General features: G+C 72.5%; 15 protein-coding genes, 1 tRNA gene and 1 pseudogene. 8 read left to right on the forward strand and 9 right to left on the reverse strand.

From position 1 onward, the window contains the following. Positions 1 to 66: 66 nt before the first annotated feature. From ABZU46_RS04960 to bcp, 4 genes are all read right to left on the reverse strand, one after another. A complete protein-coding gene (locus ABZU46_RS04960) occupies positions 67 to 594 on the reverse strand; it encodes a GNAT family N-acetyltransferase (RefSeq protein ID WP_354855155.1) in 528 nt (175 codons plus the stop codon). A 108-nt stretch (positions 595 to 702) separates the two neighbouring features. Then, a tRNA-Leu gene (locus tag ABZU46_RS04965) sits at positions 703 to 776 on the reverse strand. After that, positions 767 to 1,363 (reverse strand): HNH endonuclease, encoded by a 597-nt coding sequence (locus ABZU46_RS04970; RefSeq protein ID WP_354855156.1) that lies wholly within the window; start codon positions 1,361 to 1,363, stop codon positions 767 to 769. The genes ABZU46_RS04965 and ABZU46_RS04970 overlap by 10 nt, the downstream gene beginning before the upstream one ends. A 31-nt stretch (positions 1,364 to 1,394) precedes the next feature. Beyond that, positions 1,395 to 1,871, reverse strand: a complete 477-nt coding sequence (bcp, locus tag ABZU46_RS04975) for a thioredoxin-dependent thiol peroxidase (protein WP_354855157.1) — start codon at positions 1,869 to 1,871, stop codon at positions 1,395 to 1,397. Positions 1,872 to 2,305: 434 nt separating this feature from the next. Here bcp and ABZU46_RS04980 point away from each other — a divergent pair, with 434 nt between their 5' ends. From ABZU46_RS04980 to ABZU46_RS04995, 4 genes are read left to right on the forward strand one after another with little or no spacing between them, the layout of a single operon-like run. Further along, entirely contained in the window at positions 2,306 to 3,022 is a 717-nt protein-coding gene (locus ABZU46_RS04980; RefSeq protein WP_354855158.1) for an energy-coupling factor ABC transporter permease, read from the forward strand. Beyond that, the gene (locus ABZU46_RS04985) at positions 3,019 to 3,519 is read left to right on the forward strand and encodes a PDGLE domain-containing protein (protein WP_354855159.1); all 501 of its coding nucleotides are present in this window, start codon (positions 3,019 to 3,021) and stop codon (positions 3,517 to 3,519) included. The genes ABZU46_RS04980 and ABZU46_RS04985 overlap by 4 nt, the downstream gene beginning before the upstream one ends. A gap of 15 nt (positions 3,520 to 3,534) precedes the next feature. After that, positions 3,535 to 4,305 carry a cobalt ECF transporter T component CbiQ gene (gene cbiQ, locus ABZU46_RS04990; protein ID WP_354855160.1) on the forward strand — a complete coding sequence of 257 codons (771 nt, stop codon included), beginning with the start codon at positions 3,535 to 3,537 and terminating at the stop codon, positions 4,303 to 4,305. After that, positions 4,302 to 5,060, forward strand: coding sequence for an ABC transporter ATP-binding protein (locus ABZU46_RS04995; protein WP_354855161.1), 759 nt, complete (start codon positions 4,302 to 4,304; stop codon positions 5,058 to 5,060). Before cbiQ ends, ABZU46_RS04995 begins: the two co-directional genes overlap by 4 nt. Here the strand turns inward: ABZU46_RS04995 and ABZU46_RS05000 are convergent. From ABZU46_RS05000 to ABZU46_RS05015, 4 genes are read right to left on the reverse strand one after another with little or no spacing between them, the layout of a single operon-like run. Further along, positions 5,044 to 6,156, reverse strand: coding sequence for a hypothetical protein (locus ABZU46_RS05000; RefSeq protein ID WP_354855162.1), 1,113 nt, complete (start codon positions 6,154 to 6,156; stop codon positions 5,044 to 5,046). The genes ABZU46_RS04995 and ABZU46_RS05000 overlap by 17 nt on opposite strands. Then, positions 6,153 to 6,869, reverse strand: coding sequence for a thioredoxin domain-containing protein (locus ABZU46_RS05005; RefSeq protein ID WP_354855163.1), 717 nt, complete (start codon positions 6,867 to 6,869; stop codon positions 6,153 to 6,155). The genes ABZU46_RS05000 and ABZU46_RS05005 overlap by 4 nt, the downstream gene beginning before the upstream one ends. Further along, positions 6,862 to 7,386 carry a MauE/DoxX family redox-associated membrane protein gene (locus tag ABZU46_RS05010; RefSeq protein WP_354855164.1) on the reverse strand — a complete coding sequence of 175 codons (525 nt, stop codon included), beginning with the start codon at positions 7,384 to 7,386 and terminating at the stop codon, positions 6,862 to 6,864. The genes ABZU46_RS05005 and ABZU46_RS05010 overlap by 8 nt, the downstream gene beginning before the upstream one ends. Positions 7,387 to 7,418: 32 nt before the next feature. Further along, positions 7,419 to 8,000: a sigma-70 family RNA polymerase sigma factor gene (locus ABZU46_RS05015; RefSeq protein WP_354855165.1), complete on the reverse strand. Its 582-nt coding sequence runs from the start codon at positions 7,998 to 8,000 to the stop codon at positions 7,419 to 7,421. A gap of 202 nt (positions 8,001 to 8,202) precedes the next feature. Between ABZU46_RS05015 and ABZU46_RS05020 the strand changes: the two genes are divergently transcribed. The 3 genes and pseudogenes from ABZU46_RS05020 to ABZU46_RS05030 form a co-directional block, all read left to right on the forward strand. Continuing rightward, positions 8,203 to 9,867: a copper resistance protein CopC gene (locus ABZU46_RS05020; RefSeq protein WP_354855166.1), complete on the forward strand. Its 1,665-nt coding sequence runs from the start codon at positions 8,203 to 8,205 to the stop codon at positions 9,865 to 9,867. 17 nt (positions 9,868 to 9,884) lie between these two features. Next, positions 9,885 to 10,616, forward strand: a complete 732-nt coding sequence (locus tag ABZU46_RS05025; protein WP_354855167.1) for a YcnI family protein — start codon at positions 9,885 to 9,887, stop codon at positions 10,614 to 10,616. Positions 10,617 to 11,295: 679 nt separating this feature from the next. Continuing rightward, a pseudogene (locus tag ABZU46_RS05030) lies at positions 11,296 to 11,574 on the forward strand (hypothetical protein); the annotation flags it as partial. 282 nt (positions 11,575 to 11,856) lie between these two features. On the opposite strand, the gene ABZU46_RS05035 reads toward ABZU46_RS05030, so the two are convergent. Continuing rightward, positions 11,857 to 13,134 carry a glycosyltransferase 87 family protein gene (locus ABZU46_RS05035; protein ID WP_354855168.1) on the reverse strand — a complete coding sequence of 426 codons (1,278 nt, stop codon included), beginning with the start codon at positions 13,132 to 13,134 and terminating at the stop codon, positions 11,857 to 11,859. A 73-nt stretch (positions 13,135 to 13,207) separates the two neighbouring features. Here ABZU46_RS05035 and orn point away from each other — a divergent pair, with 73 nt between their 5' ends. Next, entirely contained in the window at positions 13,208 to 13,798 is a 591-nt protein-coding gene (gene orn, locus ABZU46_RS05040) for an oligoribonuclease (protein WP_354855169.1), read from the forward strand. Positions 13,799 to 13,906 lie beyond the last annotated feature (108 nt).

Genomic DNA, 13,906 nt, shown 5'->3' on the forward strand with positions numbered 1-13,906 from the left:
GTGCGGCCGGACGGCTTGGTGTGGCTGTCCGGCCTGGTGCGCTGGCGGCCTGGAGCGGCTGGCCGCTCAGCCGGTTGGTGTCAGGTCGAGCCACATGAGGATCTCGTCGCGGTCGTCGCCCGGCGCCACCCGCAACGCGCCCGGCAGCCGACCAATCTCCCGATACCCGAGACGACGGTAGAAATTGTCCAGCCCCAACCCGTCGCGCACCGTCACGTGCAGCGCCTCGTGGCCCAACTCCCGACCCAGCCGGGCGGCCTCGCGCATCAGCGCCGACCCGTGGCCCGCACCCTGGGTGTCCGGGTGGATCATCACCCGCTTCAGCACACACCAGTGCGCCTTGAGGCCGAACCGGTTGTCGCTGAAGACCAGTACCGCAACAAGCCGGTCGCCGTCGTAGCCGACCAGCAGCCGGTCCGGCCCTTCCGCGATGCCCGCGAACGTCGGGTCGGCGATCGTACGGACATCGGTGGCGGTGACCGGCGGTACGAAACCCACCGCGCCACCGGCGTTGCTGACGTCCACCCAGAGGGCGACGATGTCGGCGCGCAGCCGTGGGGTCAGTTCGGGATCAAGGACGAAGCGCAGACTCACGGCGCCCATCCTGACCCGGCGGCCAGTCTCCCGGCCCATGATCGTGACGCGTTCGACAGCCAGCCCTGATCGAGCGGCGCTAATTCGTCCACCGACGATGTTGTTTTGTGGGGCCGGCGGGATTCGAACCCGCACTGGTACGGACCTAAACCGCATGCCTCCTGCCGTTGGGCTACGGCCCCTTGAAGCTGTACTCCACCAGCGTCCAGGGCCATTCTGGCCGATGAGGCAGCCGCCTGCCTATCCGGAAGCCCGTGGGAGTAACCGCCTCAGGATCGTAGACCACCTCGTCATCGGCGAGGGCAGGCCGTCGCTGTCCGGCATACGTGGAGGTCTGGCTGTGGCAGTTGGGGCACAGCAGCCGGAGATTGCGCGGCCGGTTGTCGAGAAAGTCGCCGTTGATGTGGTCAACGTGCAGTGTCAGCTTGGCGCCTTGCCACGTCGACCCGGTGCCGCACACCTCGCAGCTTTCCGGAAGGCCGATTGTTGCCAGGGCGCGTTTGAGTCGAATGCCTGGGATCCGACGGGAGCCCGCGGGCAGCACCACGAGCAGATCTTCGGGAGACCGCCGGCGCCAACGTACGCCTCGGTTGTGTGCCTGGCCGGTGAAGTGCGAGGTGTCGATGCCGAATCTCTTGAGCTGCCGGCTGATGTGCGCGTGCGAGCCACCGCTGACCCGGACGCCGAGCAGTCGCATCACCTCGGTGATGTTGCGCGCTGCGGCTGCTGCCTGAGCGAGCGCCTCCGGCGCGTATTTGTACCGAACCATTCACGCACGGTAACGAGACCGTGCGACAGGTTCAGTCCAGGCCGAGGTCTCGGCGGAGCTTGGCGACGTGCCCGGTGGCCTTGACGTTGTAGAGCGCCCGTTCGATCTTGCCGTCGGCGTCGATGACGAAGGTCGAGCGGATCACGCCGGTGACGGTCTTGCCGTACAGCTGCTTCTCGCCGTACGCGCCGTAGGCGGTGAGCACCGACCTGTCCACGTCCGACACCAGTCCGAAGGTGATGGCGTCGCGGTCGCGGAACTTCGCCAGCTTCTCCGGCTTGTCGGGGGAGATGCCAACCACCTCGTAGCCGGCCGCCTGGAGCGAGGCGAGCGAGTCGCGGAAGTCGCACGCCTGCTTGGTGCAGCCAGGGGTCATCGCCGCCGGGTAGGCGTACAGGACGACCTTGCGGCCTCGCAGGTCGGCCAGGGAGAGCTGGTCGCCGGTATCGGTGGGGAGGGTGAACTCGGGCGCGGGGTCACCGGGGGAGAGGCGGTCGGGCGCGGTCATGACCCGACCCTACCGCCGGGCATGCCGGTGTCGGCGTCGGCGGCGCGCGCCGGCCCGTTGATCGACTCGCCGTCCGGTGAGCCGGCGGTCCCGAGCCGTGGCACGCCACTCGCCGGCACCGGCAGGACGATTTGTCGGATCCGCGCCATCCTGTGGCAGCGGCATGAGCAGATCTTGGACAGTTTCCGTCAGCCGCTGACGGAAACTGTCCAAGATCTCGGAGCGGACGGCCGGTTGGGCGTGCAGCGCCGATGCGGTCACGTGGACCCCCGACATCAAGCACGGCGAGTCGATCAACGGGTCGGCCCGCGACGTCGGGCCTGCCAAAGGTGATCAAGACCATGCGTTGTTGCCAGAGTCTGGCAACAACAACTCCTAGGAAATAGGCTGACCCCGCCGGTCCCGAACGGGTCCGCTGACGCGTGGGAGGTCGCGTGGAAACACTGGCGATGCACATCTCGAACGGGATCATCGACGGTCCCGTCGCGGCGGTGTTCGCGGCCCTGGCGCTCGCCGCGCTCACCGGTTGCGTCCTACGCGGCCGGCGGGACCTGGACGATCGGCTCGCCCCGATGGCCGGCCTGGTCGCGGCGTTCATCTTCGCCGTCCAGATGCTCAACTTTCCGATCTTCACGGCCGGGGTGAGCGGTCACCTGCTCGGTGGCGCGCTCGCCGCGATGCTGGTCGGGCCGTGGGTCGGCGCGCTCTGCGTGGCCGTGGTGCTCGTCGTGCAGGCGCTGATCTTCGGCGACGGCGGTGTGGCGATGCTCGGCCTGAACATCACCAACATGGCGCTGCTCGGCACCGCCGCGGCGTACCTGCTGATCGCGGTGCTGTTGCGGGTGCTGCCCCGCACGCGGGCCGGCCTGGCCGTCACCGCGTTCGTCGCGGCGCTTCTCAGCGTGGTGGTCGCGTCCCAGGGCTTCGTCGTCGAGTACTGGCTGGGCGGCACCACCGACCTGGGCGGCAACCTCGCCGGCCTGGCCGGCACGATGGCCGGCGTGCACCTGCTGATCGGCATCGGCGAGGGCCTGATCACCGCGACCACCGTGCTCACCGTCGCGAAGGTGCGCCCCGACCTGGTGTACGCGCTGCGCGCGCTGCCCACTCCCGCCACCCCCGCCGTCCCGGTCTCCGGAGGTGTCCGATGAAGAACCGTTCCTGGGCGTTCCTGGCCGGCGGTCTGCTGGTCGCCCTGCTGCTCGCCGGTGTCGTGAGCAACTACGCCTCGTCGCACCCGGACGGCCTGGACTCCTCCCTGCTCAAGGGCTGCACCGTCGACGCCGACGACAACATCGTCGGTGGCAGTTGCCCGGCGCAGCAGGCCCGTGAGCACGAGCTGGGGGACAGTCCGCTCGCCGACTACGGCGTGCGGGGCATCCGGAACAGCTTCGTCTCGACCGGCCTCTCCGGGGTGCTCGGGGTGCTGGTGACCTTCGCGATCGGCGGCGGTGGCTTCTGGCTGCTGCGCCGCCGGGGCGGCGTCTCGACCAGGGGCGACGACACGTCCACCGCGTCGACCGCCGGCGACGACACGTCCACCGTGTCGACCACCGGCGACGACACGTCCACCGTGTCGACCACCGGCGACGACGACGCGACGGGCGACGCGGTCACCGCCGCGCGCCGCGCCGGCGCGGCCGGCTGAGCAGGAGGTACGCGGATGGGTGCCGGTCACGGGCACGTGCTGTACCGCGAGTCGACCTCGCCGGTGCACCGGCTCCCGCCCGAGGTCAAGATCGTCGCGATGGTGGTCTTCACGATCGCCGTGGTGGCCACCCCGCGCGAGGCGTTCTGGGCCTTCGGCGCGTACGCCCTGCTGGTGGCCGCGGTGGCGGCGCTGGCCCGGGTGGGGCCGCGTTGGCTGCTCAGTCGCGCGCTGATCGAGCTGCCGTTCGTGCTGTTCGCGGTGGCGCTGCCGTTCCTGGGCACCGGCGAGCGGGTCGAGGTGCTGGGGCTGCGGCTGTCCGAGGACGGCCTGCACGGGGCGTGGAACATCCTGGCCAAGGGGACCCTCGGTGTCCTCGCCTCGCTGCTGCTCGCGGCGACCACCACCACCCGGGACCTGATCGTCGGGTTGGATCGGCTGCGCTGCCCGCAGGTGCTCACCCAGATCGCCACGTTCATGCTGCGCTACCTCGACGTGCTGGTCGGGGAGGCGCGACGGATGCGGGTGGCGCGGATCTCGCGGGGTGACGACCCGCGCTTCCTGTGGCAGCTGCGCGGCTTCGCCGCCGGCATCGGAGCGCTGTTCCTGCGTGCCTTCGAGCGCGGTGAGCGGGTCTACCTGGCGATGCTGTCGCGGGGCTACACGGGGCGGATGCCCGCGGTGTGGCAGGGCGACGGCGCGGCGACCGCCGGGCAGTGGCTGGTCGCGGCGACCGTGCCGGTGGTGGCGGCCTCCATCGCCGCGACCGCCGTCGTGCTGACATGATCGGTGTCGTGCAGACCGCCCTCTCGCTGGACGTTCGTGGCGTCCGGTACGCGTACCCGGACGGGCACGTGGCCCTGCACGGGGTGGACCTGACGGTGCCGCGCGGCGAGCGGGTGGCGCTGCTCGGGCCCAACGGCGCCGGTAAGACGACGCTGGTGCTGCACCTCAACGGCATCCTCACCCCGACCGAGGGCAGCGTGAGTGTCGGCGGGCTGACGGTCACGCCGGATCGGGCGACCCTGGCCGAGGTGCGACGCCGGGTGGGCATCGTCTTCCAGGACCCGGACGACCAGCTCTTCCTGCCCACGGTGGCGGAGGACGTGGCGTTCGGGCCGGCCAACCTGGGCCTGCGCGGCGCGGAGCTGGCCGCCCGGGTGAACGAGGCGCTGGCCGCCGTCGGGATGAGCGAGCATCGGGCCCGGGCGCCGCAGCACCTCTCGTTCGGGCAGCGCCGACGGGTGGCGGTGGCGACCGTGTTGGCCATGCACCCGGAGATCCTGGTGCTGGATGAGCCTTCGTCGAACCTGGACCCGGCGGCCCGGCGCGAGTTGGCCGAGATCCTGCGCGGCCTGCCGGTGACCCTGCTGATGGTCACGCACGACCTGCCGTACGCGGCGGAGCTGTGTGAACGCTCGGTGATCCTGGACGGCGGCCGGATCGTCGCGGACGCCCCCACCGTCGACCTGCTGAGCAACGAGCCCCTGCTGGCCCGCCACCGTCTGGAACTCCCCTACGGCTTCACCCCGCGGGCGTAGCCCCGCGCTGGGCGTCCGCCGCCTCGGCTGATCGTGTCGCGGCGCGGGAGGCGGCGTGCAGGCGGAGGACTCCGGCTGCTGTCGCGCCGACGCCGGTGATCAGGACTGCGGCCACCATGGCGCGGGCGACCTCGGGTGACCACGGCACCGGGGCGACCGACCGGCTGAACACCGCAGCGTTCGCCACGCCCGCGAAGAGGGCCAGGCAGGCGCCGGCCAGCGCCACCGCGAAGTCGGCCGCCGGGCGGCGGGCCAGCGCGTAACCACCGGCGGCGAGCGCGCCCAGGCCGGTGAGCAGTGCCCAGACCTGACCGCCCAGCAGCCCGGCGAGCACTCCGCCGACGCCCTGGGCGCCAGCGTCCAGCTCTCGCCCCACCGGGTAGAGCACGGCGACCGCGCCGCCGACGACCAGCAGCACGCCGACCGCGGACAGCGCCCGGGCGCCGGCCGTGGAGGCGGCGGCGAGCAGGCCGAGCGCGCCCACCGCGAGCAGACCGACGATGGTCACCGCCCACCAGGTGTACGCGTCCGGCGGTGGCACCCAGTCCAGCGTGCCGGCTATCTGCGCGGGGTCGGCGCCGTCGCGCAGCGGGATCGTCCAGTCCCGGACCCGGTGCTCACGCTCCGGCGCGACGCGTGCCGCGTCGGGTGGTGCCGACTCCTGCCACAGGGCCCGCTGGTCGTGCCAGCGCACGGTGGCCCCGTCGTCGACGCGCCGCCAGGACGGCGGGGCGGCCGGGTCCGCGTCGGCCGGCAGCGCGGTGTCCCCGGCGAGGGTGCGGTTGAGGTACGTGGCGGGGGACCGGCTGTTCTCGTACACGCCGTCCGGACCGACCCGCAGGTACGGCTCGCCGGAGTAGCCGATTACCTCGATCGCCCGGCCGGTGCGGTTGGTCAGCTCCAGTCGGGCGCCCGCCTCGATCACCCGTACCGTCAGGCCGGGCCGGGCCGGCGTGACGCCGATGACGCGGGTGCGGTAGTCGGAGCCGTCCGGGGCGTCCGCGCCGTGCGCGGCGGCGGGCGCCGCGCTGAGCAGGGTCGCCGCGCAGGCGGTGGCGGCGATCAGTGTGGCGCCCGCCAGCAGGGTACGGATCACCTGCCGGCCGCCGCCACGGCCGCGGTGAGGCCCTGCGGGCTGCGGTCGGCGAGTGGCTGGCCGTTGACCAGGACGGTGGGCGTGCCGGTGACGTCGCTGCGGCTGGCCTCCTCGGTGACGTGCTCGGTCCACGTCTTGTACGTGCCATCGGAGACGCAGCCCCCGAACGAGCCCCGGTCCAGCCCCACGCCGACGCCGGTGTCGATCAGCTCGTCGTCGCTGAGCCCGGCGCTGCCCTCGGGTGGCTGCTTGGCGAAGAGCGCCTTGGCGTACTCGCGGAACTTTCCGCCGGCCGCCGCGCAGCCGGAGGCGGCCGACGAGCGCGTGGAGTACTCGGTCGTGGAGAAGCGGTTGAGGTACGCGACCGGGTGGTAGACCACCTTCGCCTTGTTCTCGGCCACCAGCTGCTCCAGCGTCGCGCCGCTGCTCTGCTCGAACTGCTTGCAGACCGGGCAGAGGAAGTCCTCGTAGACGTCGACGGTGACCGGCCCGCCGCCGGTGACGATGCCGGTGCCGGCCTCGTTGACGCCGGGCGGGGTGGTGAAGGTGTCCGAGCGCTGGCTGGACCAGACGCTCCAGCCGACCAGGCCGGCGATGACCAGCACGGCGACGGCGGCGGCGGAGACCCAGAGCGTACGGCGGCGGCGTCGTTCGCGGGCCAGTTGCTCGCGGACCACCCGGGCCGCGTCCCGCTGCCCCTTGCGACTACTCATCCTCGTCCTCCACGGCCGGTTCGGCGGACAGCCACCCGTCCACCGAGACGGGCGTACGCGGCCAGATCGCCAGAAATCCGGCCAGCACCAAGAATCCCAGGTCCCGGAGGATCTCCGGGAGGTAACTCGGGGCCTGTCCCTCGGCGAGCTGCCCGCCGCTGCCGAAGCAGCCGCAGTCGATGGCCAGGCCACGCGCCCAGGCCGAGGAGATCCCCGCGATGAAGACCAGCAGCAGCGCGACGGAGATGGCCGCGCTGAGCCGGGTGGCCAGACCGAGCAGCAGCAGCACGCCCAGGGCCAGCTCGACGAACGGCAGCGCGGCGCCGATCACGGTCGCCACGTCGTACGGCAGCACCTGGTAGGCGTTCACGGCCCGGCCGGAGGCGGCCAGGTCACCGACCTTCGACGCCCCGGCGACCAACCAGACGGCGGCGAGGCCGAGGCGGGCCGCCGTGCTGAGCCAGGGGCGCACGGCCGCCCAACGGCCGGCCCGGATGGGGGGTGCGGTCATGGTCATTTGTCGTCCCGTCTGCTCCGGAAGTTCCGGGCTCAACCGGTGAGGGCGTCGCCGACGGCCTCGACCAGCTCGTCGCGGGCCCGGGCGACGCGGGAGCGGATGGTGCCTACCGGCACCCCCTCGACGTCGGCGGCCTCGGCGTACGACAGGCCGAGCAGTTGGGTGAGCACGAACGCCGCCCGTCGCTCGGGGCTCAGCCGGCGCACGAGGTCGGCGGCGCCGAGCTGCCCGGCCGGGTCGGGATGCGGACGGTCGGTGTACGCGTTCGCGGCCAGCCGCTCGTCGAGACGGCGACGCCGGATCACCGTCCGCAGGTGGTCGGCGCAGGCCCGCCGGGCGATGCCGAGCAACCAGGTGCGGACACTGGACCGGCCCTCGAACGCCGGCAGGGCCCGAAACGCCCGCAGGTACGTCTCCTGGGTGAGGTCGTCGGCGCTGTCCGGGCCCACCAGGACGGCCGCGAAGCGCCACACCTCGGCCTGGGTCAGCCGGACGAACACGGCCTGGGCTGCGGCGTCACCGGCGCGCGCGCTCAGGGCCGACTCGGTCGCCGGGTCCCGGGCGACGTCACCTGTCGCACCGGCGGCACCGGAGTCACGCGGGACGGGGATCACGACACACCAGGCTACGCGCCGCCGGGTGTGACGTCAGGGTCCTTCGGCCCTTGGATGGTCTGCGCCACGTCGGGAACTTTTCCCCGCCGCCGGCCGACTACCTGCTCATGACACGCGACCTCTCCTGCGCGGCGCTGGCGGCTGGCCGCAGGTGAGCCGATCCTCCGCCTCGGGTCGCCGACATCCAGGTCCGTCGGCGACCATGGCCGGCATGACTGTCGCACCCCGCCGCTGGATCGCCCGGCTGGCCGCCGCCGCCGGCCTCCTGGTCACCGTCGTCGCCCTGTTGATCGCGCCAGCCACCCCGGCCAGCGCCCACGCGGTGCTGTCGAGCAGCAGCCCGGCCGCCTCGTCGGTGGTGCCGAGCGGGCCGGCCGAGGTGGTGCTCACCTTCAGCGAGTCGGTCCGCAAGGTCCCCGACAAGATCCGGGTCATCGCGCCGGACGGCGCCCGGGCCGACCGGGGCGAGCCGTCCTTCGAGGGCGCCGTGGTCACCATTCCGGTCGACCCGGCCGGTCAGCGCGGCACCTACCTGGTGACCTTCCGGGTGATCTCCGCCGACAGCCACCCGGTCTCCGGCGCGTTCACCTACTCGGTGGGCGCGCCGTCGGCGCCGCCGGTCGATTCCGGCAACGACAGTCGCGCCGACCCGGTGGTGGAGAACGCCGTGAAGGTGGCCCGTTTCCTCGGCTACGCCGGCCTGGTGCTGCTGGTCGGGCCGGCGCTGGTGCTCGCCGCGCTGTGGCCGCGCCGGCTCTCCCGGCGGGGTCCCACCCGGCTGGCCTGGGTGGGTCTCTCGCTGGTGGCCGTGGCCACCCTCGCCGACCTGTGGTTGCAGGTGCCCTACACCGCCGGTGGTGGCCTCTTCGAGGTGACCGGCGAGGGGTTCGGCAGCGTGTTCGGCAGTGCCTTCGGTGCCGCCCACCTGGTCCGGCTCGGCCTGTTGGCGGCCTCGGCGTTCCTGCTGCGCCCGCTGCTGGCCCGCCCGGCCGGCCGGGCCGACGCGATCATCCTGGCCGTGCTCGGCGGGGCGGCCCTGTTGACCTGGCCGCTGGCCGGGCACCCGGCGGCCTCCCCGGCGCCGGCGGTCTCCGTGGTGGTCGACGCGGTGCACCTGGGCAGCATGGCGGTCTGGCTGGGCGGCCTGCTGATGCTCGCCGTCTTCCTGCTGCACCAGGCCGACGAGCGGGAGTTGGGCGCGATCCTGCCGATCTGGTCACGCTGGGCGGCGCTCGCCGTGTCGGCCCTGCTGCTAGCCGGCACCGTCCAGGCGCTGATCGAGGTGGCCACCCCGGACGCCCTGTTCAACACCACGTACGGGCGGCTGCTGCTCGCCAAGATCGGGCTGTTCGCGATCGTGATCGCCGTGGCCGCGTACTCCCGGCAGTTGGTCCGTCGACGCACGGCGGCCCAGCGACCGGCGCCGGTGCGCCGGGCGGTCCTGGTCGAGTTGGCCGTCACAGTGGTGGTGCTGGGGCTGTCGGCGACGCTTGTGCAGACCACGCCCGCCCGCACCGCCGTGGCCGGGCCGTCCGGCACCCAGGCCGGGCTCTTCTCCACCACCCTGACCAGCTCGCTGTTCACCCTCCAGGTCGAGCTGGACCCGGCCGAGCGGGGCAACAACTCGGTGCACCTGTACGCGTACACCAAGGACAACCAGCCGCAGCCGGTGGCGGAGTGGCGGGCGACCGCCGCGCTGCCCTCGGCCGGGATCGAGCCGATCGAGCTGCCGCTGCTGCCGCTGACCGACAACCACTCCTACGGCGACATCAGCCTGCCGGCCGCCGGCGACTGGCAGTTGAAGATCACCGTTCGCACGTCCGACATCGACCAGGCCACGGTGACCGCCACCGTGCCCATCCGTTAGAGAGGTTCCCCAAGCCCATGACCCGTTTCCGGCGTACCGCAACCGCCGCTGCCGCCCTGGCGTTCACCGCCGTCGCCACCGCCGTGCTCGGCTTCGCCGGGCCGGCGTCCGCCCACGTGACGGTGAACCCGAAGGAGGCGACCCAGGGCGGCTACGCCCGGGTGGCGTTCCGGGTGCCCAACGAGAGCGACACCGCGTCGACCACCAAGCTGGAGGTCGTGCTGCCGGAGAACGCGCCGATCGGCTCGGTGTCGACCATCCCGGTGCCCGGCTGGACGGTGGCGACGGAGAAGCGCAAGGTGGACCCGCCGATCGACGTGCACGGCAGTCAGCTCACCGAAGCGGTCTCCAAGATCACCTGGACGGCGACCGGTGACGCGGCGGTCAAGCCGGGCCAGTTCCAGGAGTTCGGCGTCTCCATGGGGCCGCTGCCGAAGGTCGAGTCCATGGTCTTCAAGACCCTGCAGACGTACTCGGACGGCAACATCGTGCGCTGGATCGACGAGCCGCAGCCGGGCGGCGAGGAGCCGGAGAAGCCCGCTCCGGTGCTCACCCTCACCGCCGCGGGGCCGTCGGCGTCGGCCGCCCCGGCCGCTACGGCCGTCGCCGCGGCAGACGATGACGACGACGAGAGCGAGGGCACCGCGATCGGCCTCGGCATCGCCGGCCTGGTCGCCGGCCTGGCCGGTCTGGTGCTCGGCGGGCTCGCGTTCGCCCGGACCCGCCGGGGCCCGGTCGTCAAGCCCTGACCCCGTCGCTCACCCGCTGGCCCGCCGGACAATCCGGCGGGCCAGCGTGCTTCCCGGGACCGAAGTCGGCCGTGCCGTGGATATCCCCTGATCAGCCGGTGTACGTCGGTAAGGTCGGCCGGGTATCTGGCTACGGAGGGGGACGCTGCGAATGCGGTTCGTGCGGGTGATCACCGGATTGCTGCTGTTGGTCATCGGGATTCCGGCGCTGTTCGCCGGCGGCGGGCTGTGGCTCGTCACCCGGCACGCCGACCCCGGTGGGACCTTCGCCGCCCGGTTCGAGACGGTCCGCACACCCGGCCACGCGGTCGTGGTCACCGATCTCGACCGGCTGCTGCGGCGGGAGGCGCCCTTCGCGCGTGGCGCGCAGACCCGCCTGCGGCTCGACGCCCGTACGCCCGACGGCCCGGCCTTCGTGGGGCTGGCGCCCACCGCCGAGGTGCGCCGGTGGCTGGAGTCCGTGCCGTACGCCTCGGTCCGCCGGGTGGCGTTGGCCCGAGGTCCGCTGCCGGTTCGCACGGACCCGGCGGTCCCGGCGGCGGCCCCGACCGCCGGTGCGGCCCCCACCCCGCTCGGTCGCCCGTTCTGGGTACGCGAGGGTGTCGGCACCCTCGAGTGGAGCGCCGACGAGCTGAGCGGCGAGTCGATGAGCCTGGTGGTGATGCGCCCGGACGGTCGCGCCGACCTGAGCCTGGATCTGCGCGCCGAGTTGCGTGCGGGTTGGGTCGGCCCGGTCACCTGGGGCCTGCTGGCGGCGGGGGTGCTGCTGGTGGCGTGCGCGGTGCTGCTCCTGCTGCGCCCGCCGCGTCCCCGCGAGGTGGTCTTCGTGGTCGAACCGGACCAGGTGCCGGTGCTCGCCGGCCGGCTCGGGGTCACGTCGCTCAGTGGCCTGGGCGCCCGGGATCCCGGGTCGTCCCCGCCGCTGCCGGCGGTGCGACAGCTCGCCCCGGTCGGCTCCGGCGCGGCCGAGTGGCCCCGCTCGGCGATCGGTGCGGAACCGGCCCGGCCGGTCACCCTCGCCGACCTGGACGCTCCGGCGCGGCTGCCCCGGCCGCCGGAGGTGGCGTTGAGCCTGGCGTGGCCGCCCACCGGCACCGAGCCCACGGCACGGCCGGTGCGGACGGACTGAAGCGGCGAGTGGCCCTCCGCGCTGCCGACGCGGAGGGCCACTCTCACCGGGGGATCGGTGCTACCCGAGCGACGCTTGAGGTAGGTGAGTCCAGATTAGCGCCGATGGTGGCTACTGGGGACTTGTGTCCATTTGGTGCGACTTTTCCTCAGTCCGGATCGGGCGGGCCACCCGGACCGGCAGGACCACCAGCAGCAGCAGGCTGAGCAGCACGTAGCCGTTGCGCAGCACGAAGTCCACCGGGTCGTCGGTGCGGACCGGTGCCACCCCCCAGTCGTGGAACGACACCACGCCGTAGATGATCACTGCGGCGGTGCCCACGGCGAGCCCGGCGAGCCACCGCCGTCGGCGGAACTCCTCCGGCCGGTTCGCGCTCAACGCCGCATCGGCGAGCAGCACCACCGCCGGCACGAACCAGTAGATGTGGTGGGTCCAGGTGATCGGGCTGACCAGAGCGCCGACCAGACCGGTCAGGGTCAGGCCGGTCAGCGCGTCACCGGCACGCGCGGCGCGGACCGCCCGCCACAGGCCGTAACCGGCCACCACCACGACCACCAGCAGCCACAGCAGCCGGTCCGGCTTCTCCGGCGCGGTGAACCGGCTGAGCAGCCCGAAGAGCGACTGGTTGCCGGTGTAGTCGGTGCGACCCACCCGGTCGTTGTCCCACAGCTCCTGCGTCCAGAACCGCCACGAGTCCCCGGGCGCGACCGCCGCCGCGAGCAGGGTCGCCGCCGCCGCCGTCGCGCTCGCCACCGCGGCGGCCCGCCACCGTCGGGTGGCCAGCAGGTACACGATGAAGATGCCCGGGAAGAGCTTGAGCGCCGTCGCCAGCCCCACGCCGACCCCGGCCCAGCGCCGCGCCTGCGGTACGGCGAACAGCAGGTCGGCCAGGATCAGCACGACCAGCAGCATGTTGATCTGCCCGAACGTGATCGTCTCGCGGGTGCTCTCCACCGCCAGCACCAGCAGCACGGCCACGGTCAGGGTGAACGTTCGCGGCAGGTGGTGCCGGGCGATCACCGGCGTCACCAGCCACCGGGTGGTCACCACCACGGCCACCACCGTGAGCACCGTGAAGATCACCACGGTGGCGCCGAGCCGGATCAGCCCGAACGGCCACAGCAGCAGCGCGCTGAAGGGTGGATACGTGAAGTACAGCTCACCCTGCACCCGGTCCGGCTGGACGTAGTCGTAGAGCGGGTGGCCCGCCGTCCACCAGTCCATCGCCGACATGTAGATCTTCAGGTCGAAGAAGTTGTGCACCAGACCGGGCAGGTAGAGCGCCGGCAGCACGGCGATCAGCGCCACGATCGCGACGAGCCGACGGACCGTACGGCCACCGGGATCGTCGTCGGTGACGGCGGGTGGTGCGACGGGTTCGGCTGGCACTTGAGAAACCCTAGCGGTCCGTCCGGTCCAGAGCGCGCAGCCGTGGGGCGTGGGCTGCGCGTAGGCTGTCCCGGTGGCTGATCTCCTCGTCTGGATCGACTGTGAGATGACCGGGTTGGACCTTGGCAGTGACAAGCTGATCGAGGTCGCGGCACTGGTCACCGACCCCGACCTCAACGTGCTGGGTGATGGTGTCGACGTGGTGATCCACGCCGACGAGGCCGCGCTGGAGGCGATGCCGGAGATCGTCCAGACCATGCACGCCAAGTCCGGCCTCACCGAGGAGGTCCGCCGCTCGGCGGTCACCCTGGCCGAGGCCGAGGACCGGGTGCTGGAGTACATCAGCACCTTCGTCAAGGACCCGCGTACCGCGCCACTGTGCGGCAACTCGATCGCCACCGACCGTGGCTTCATCGCCCGGGACATGCCCCGCCTCGACGCGCACCTGCACTACCGCATGATCGACGTCTCGTCGATCAAGGAACTCTGCCGCCGCTGGTACCCCCGGGTGTACTTCGGTCAGCCGCAGAAGGGCCTGGCGCACCGGGCGCTCGCCGACATCCGGGAGAGCATCCGGGAGCTGGAGTACTACCGGCGCACCATCTTCGTCCCGCTGCCCGGCCCGGACGTCGAGACCGCCAAGGCCATCGCCGCCGACCTCTGACGGCGCCTGCCCCGGACGGCGCTCGCCGGCCCCTGCTGTCGGTGCTCGGCGCGGTCGGCGGGGAACCCGCTGGACGCCGTGAGCGGTGGTGTGGCTATTATTGGTCCG

Origin of the sequence: Micromonospora sp. NPDC005197 (assembly GCF_040608295.1) — a bacterium.
In the GTDB taxonomy this organism is placed as follows: Bacteria; Actinomycetota; Actinomycetes; order Mycobacteriales; family Micromonosporaceae; genus Micromonospora.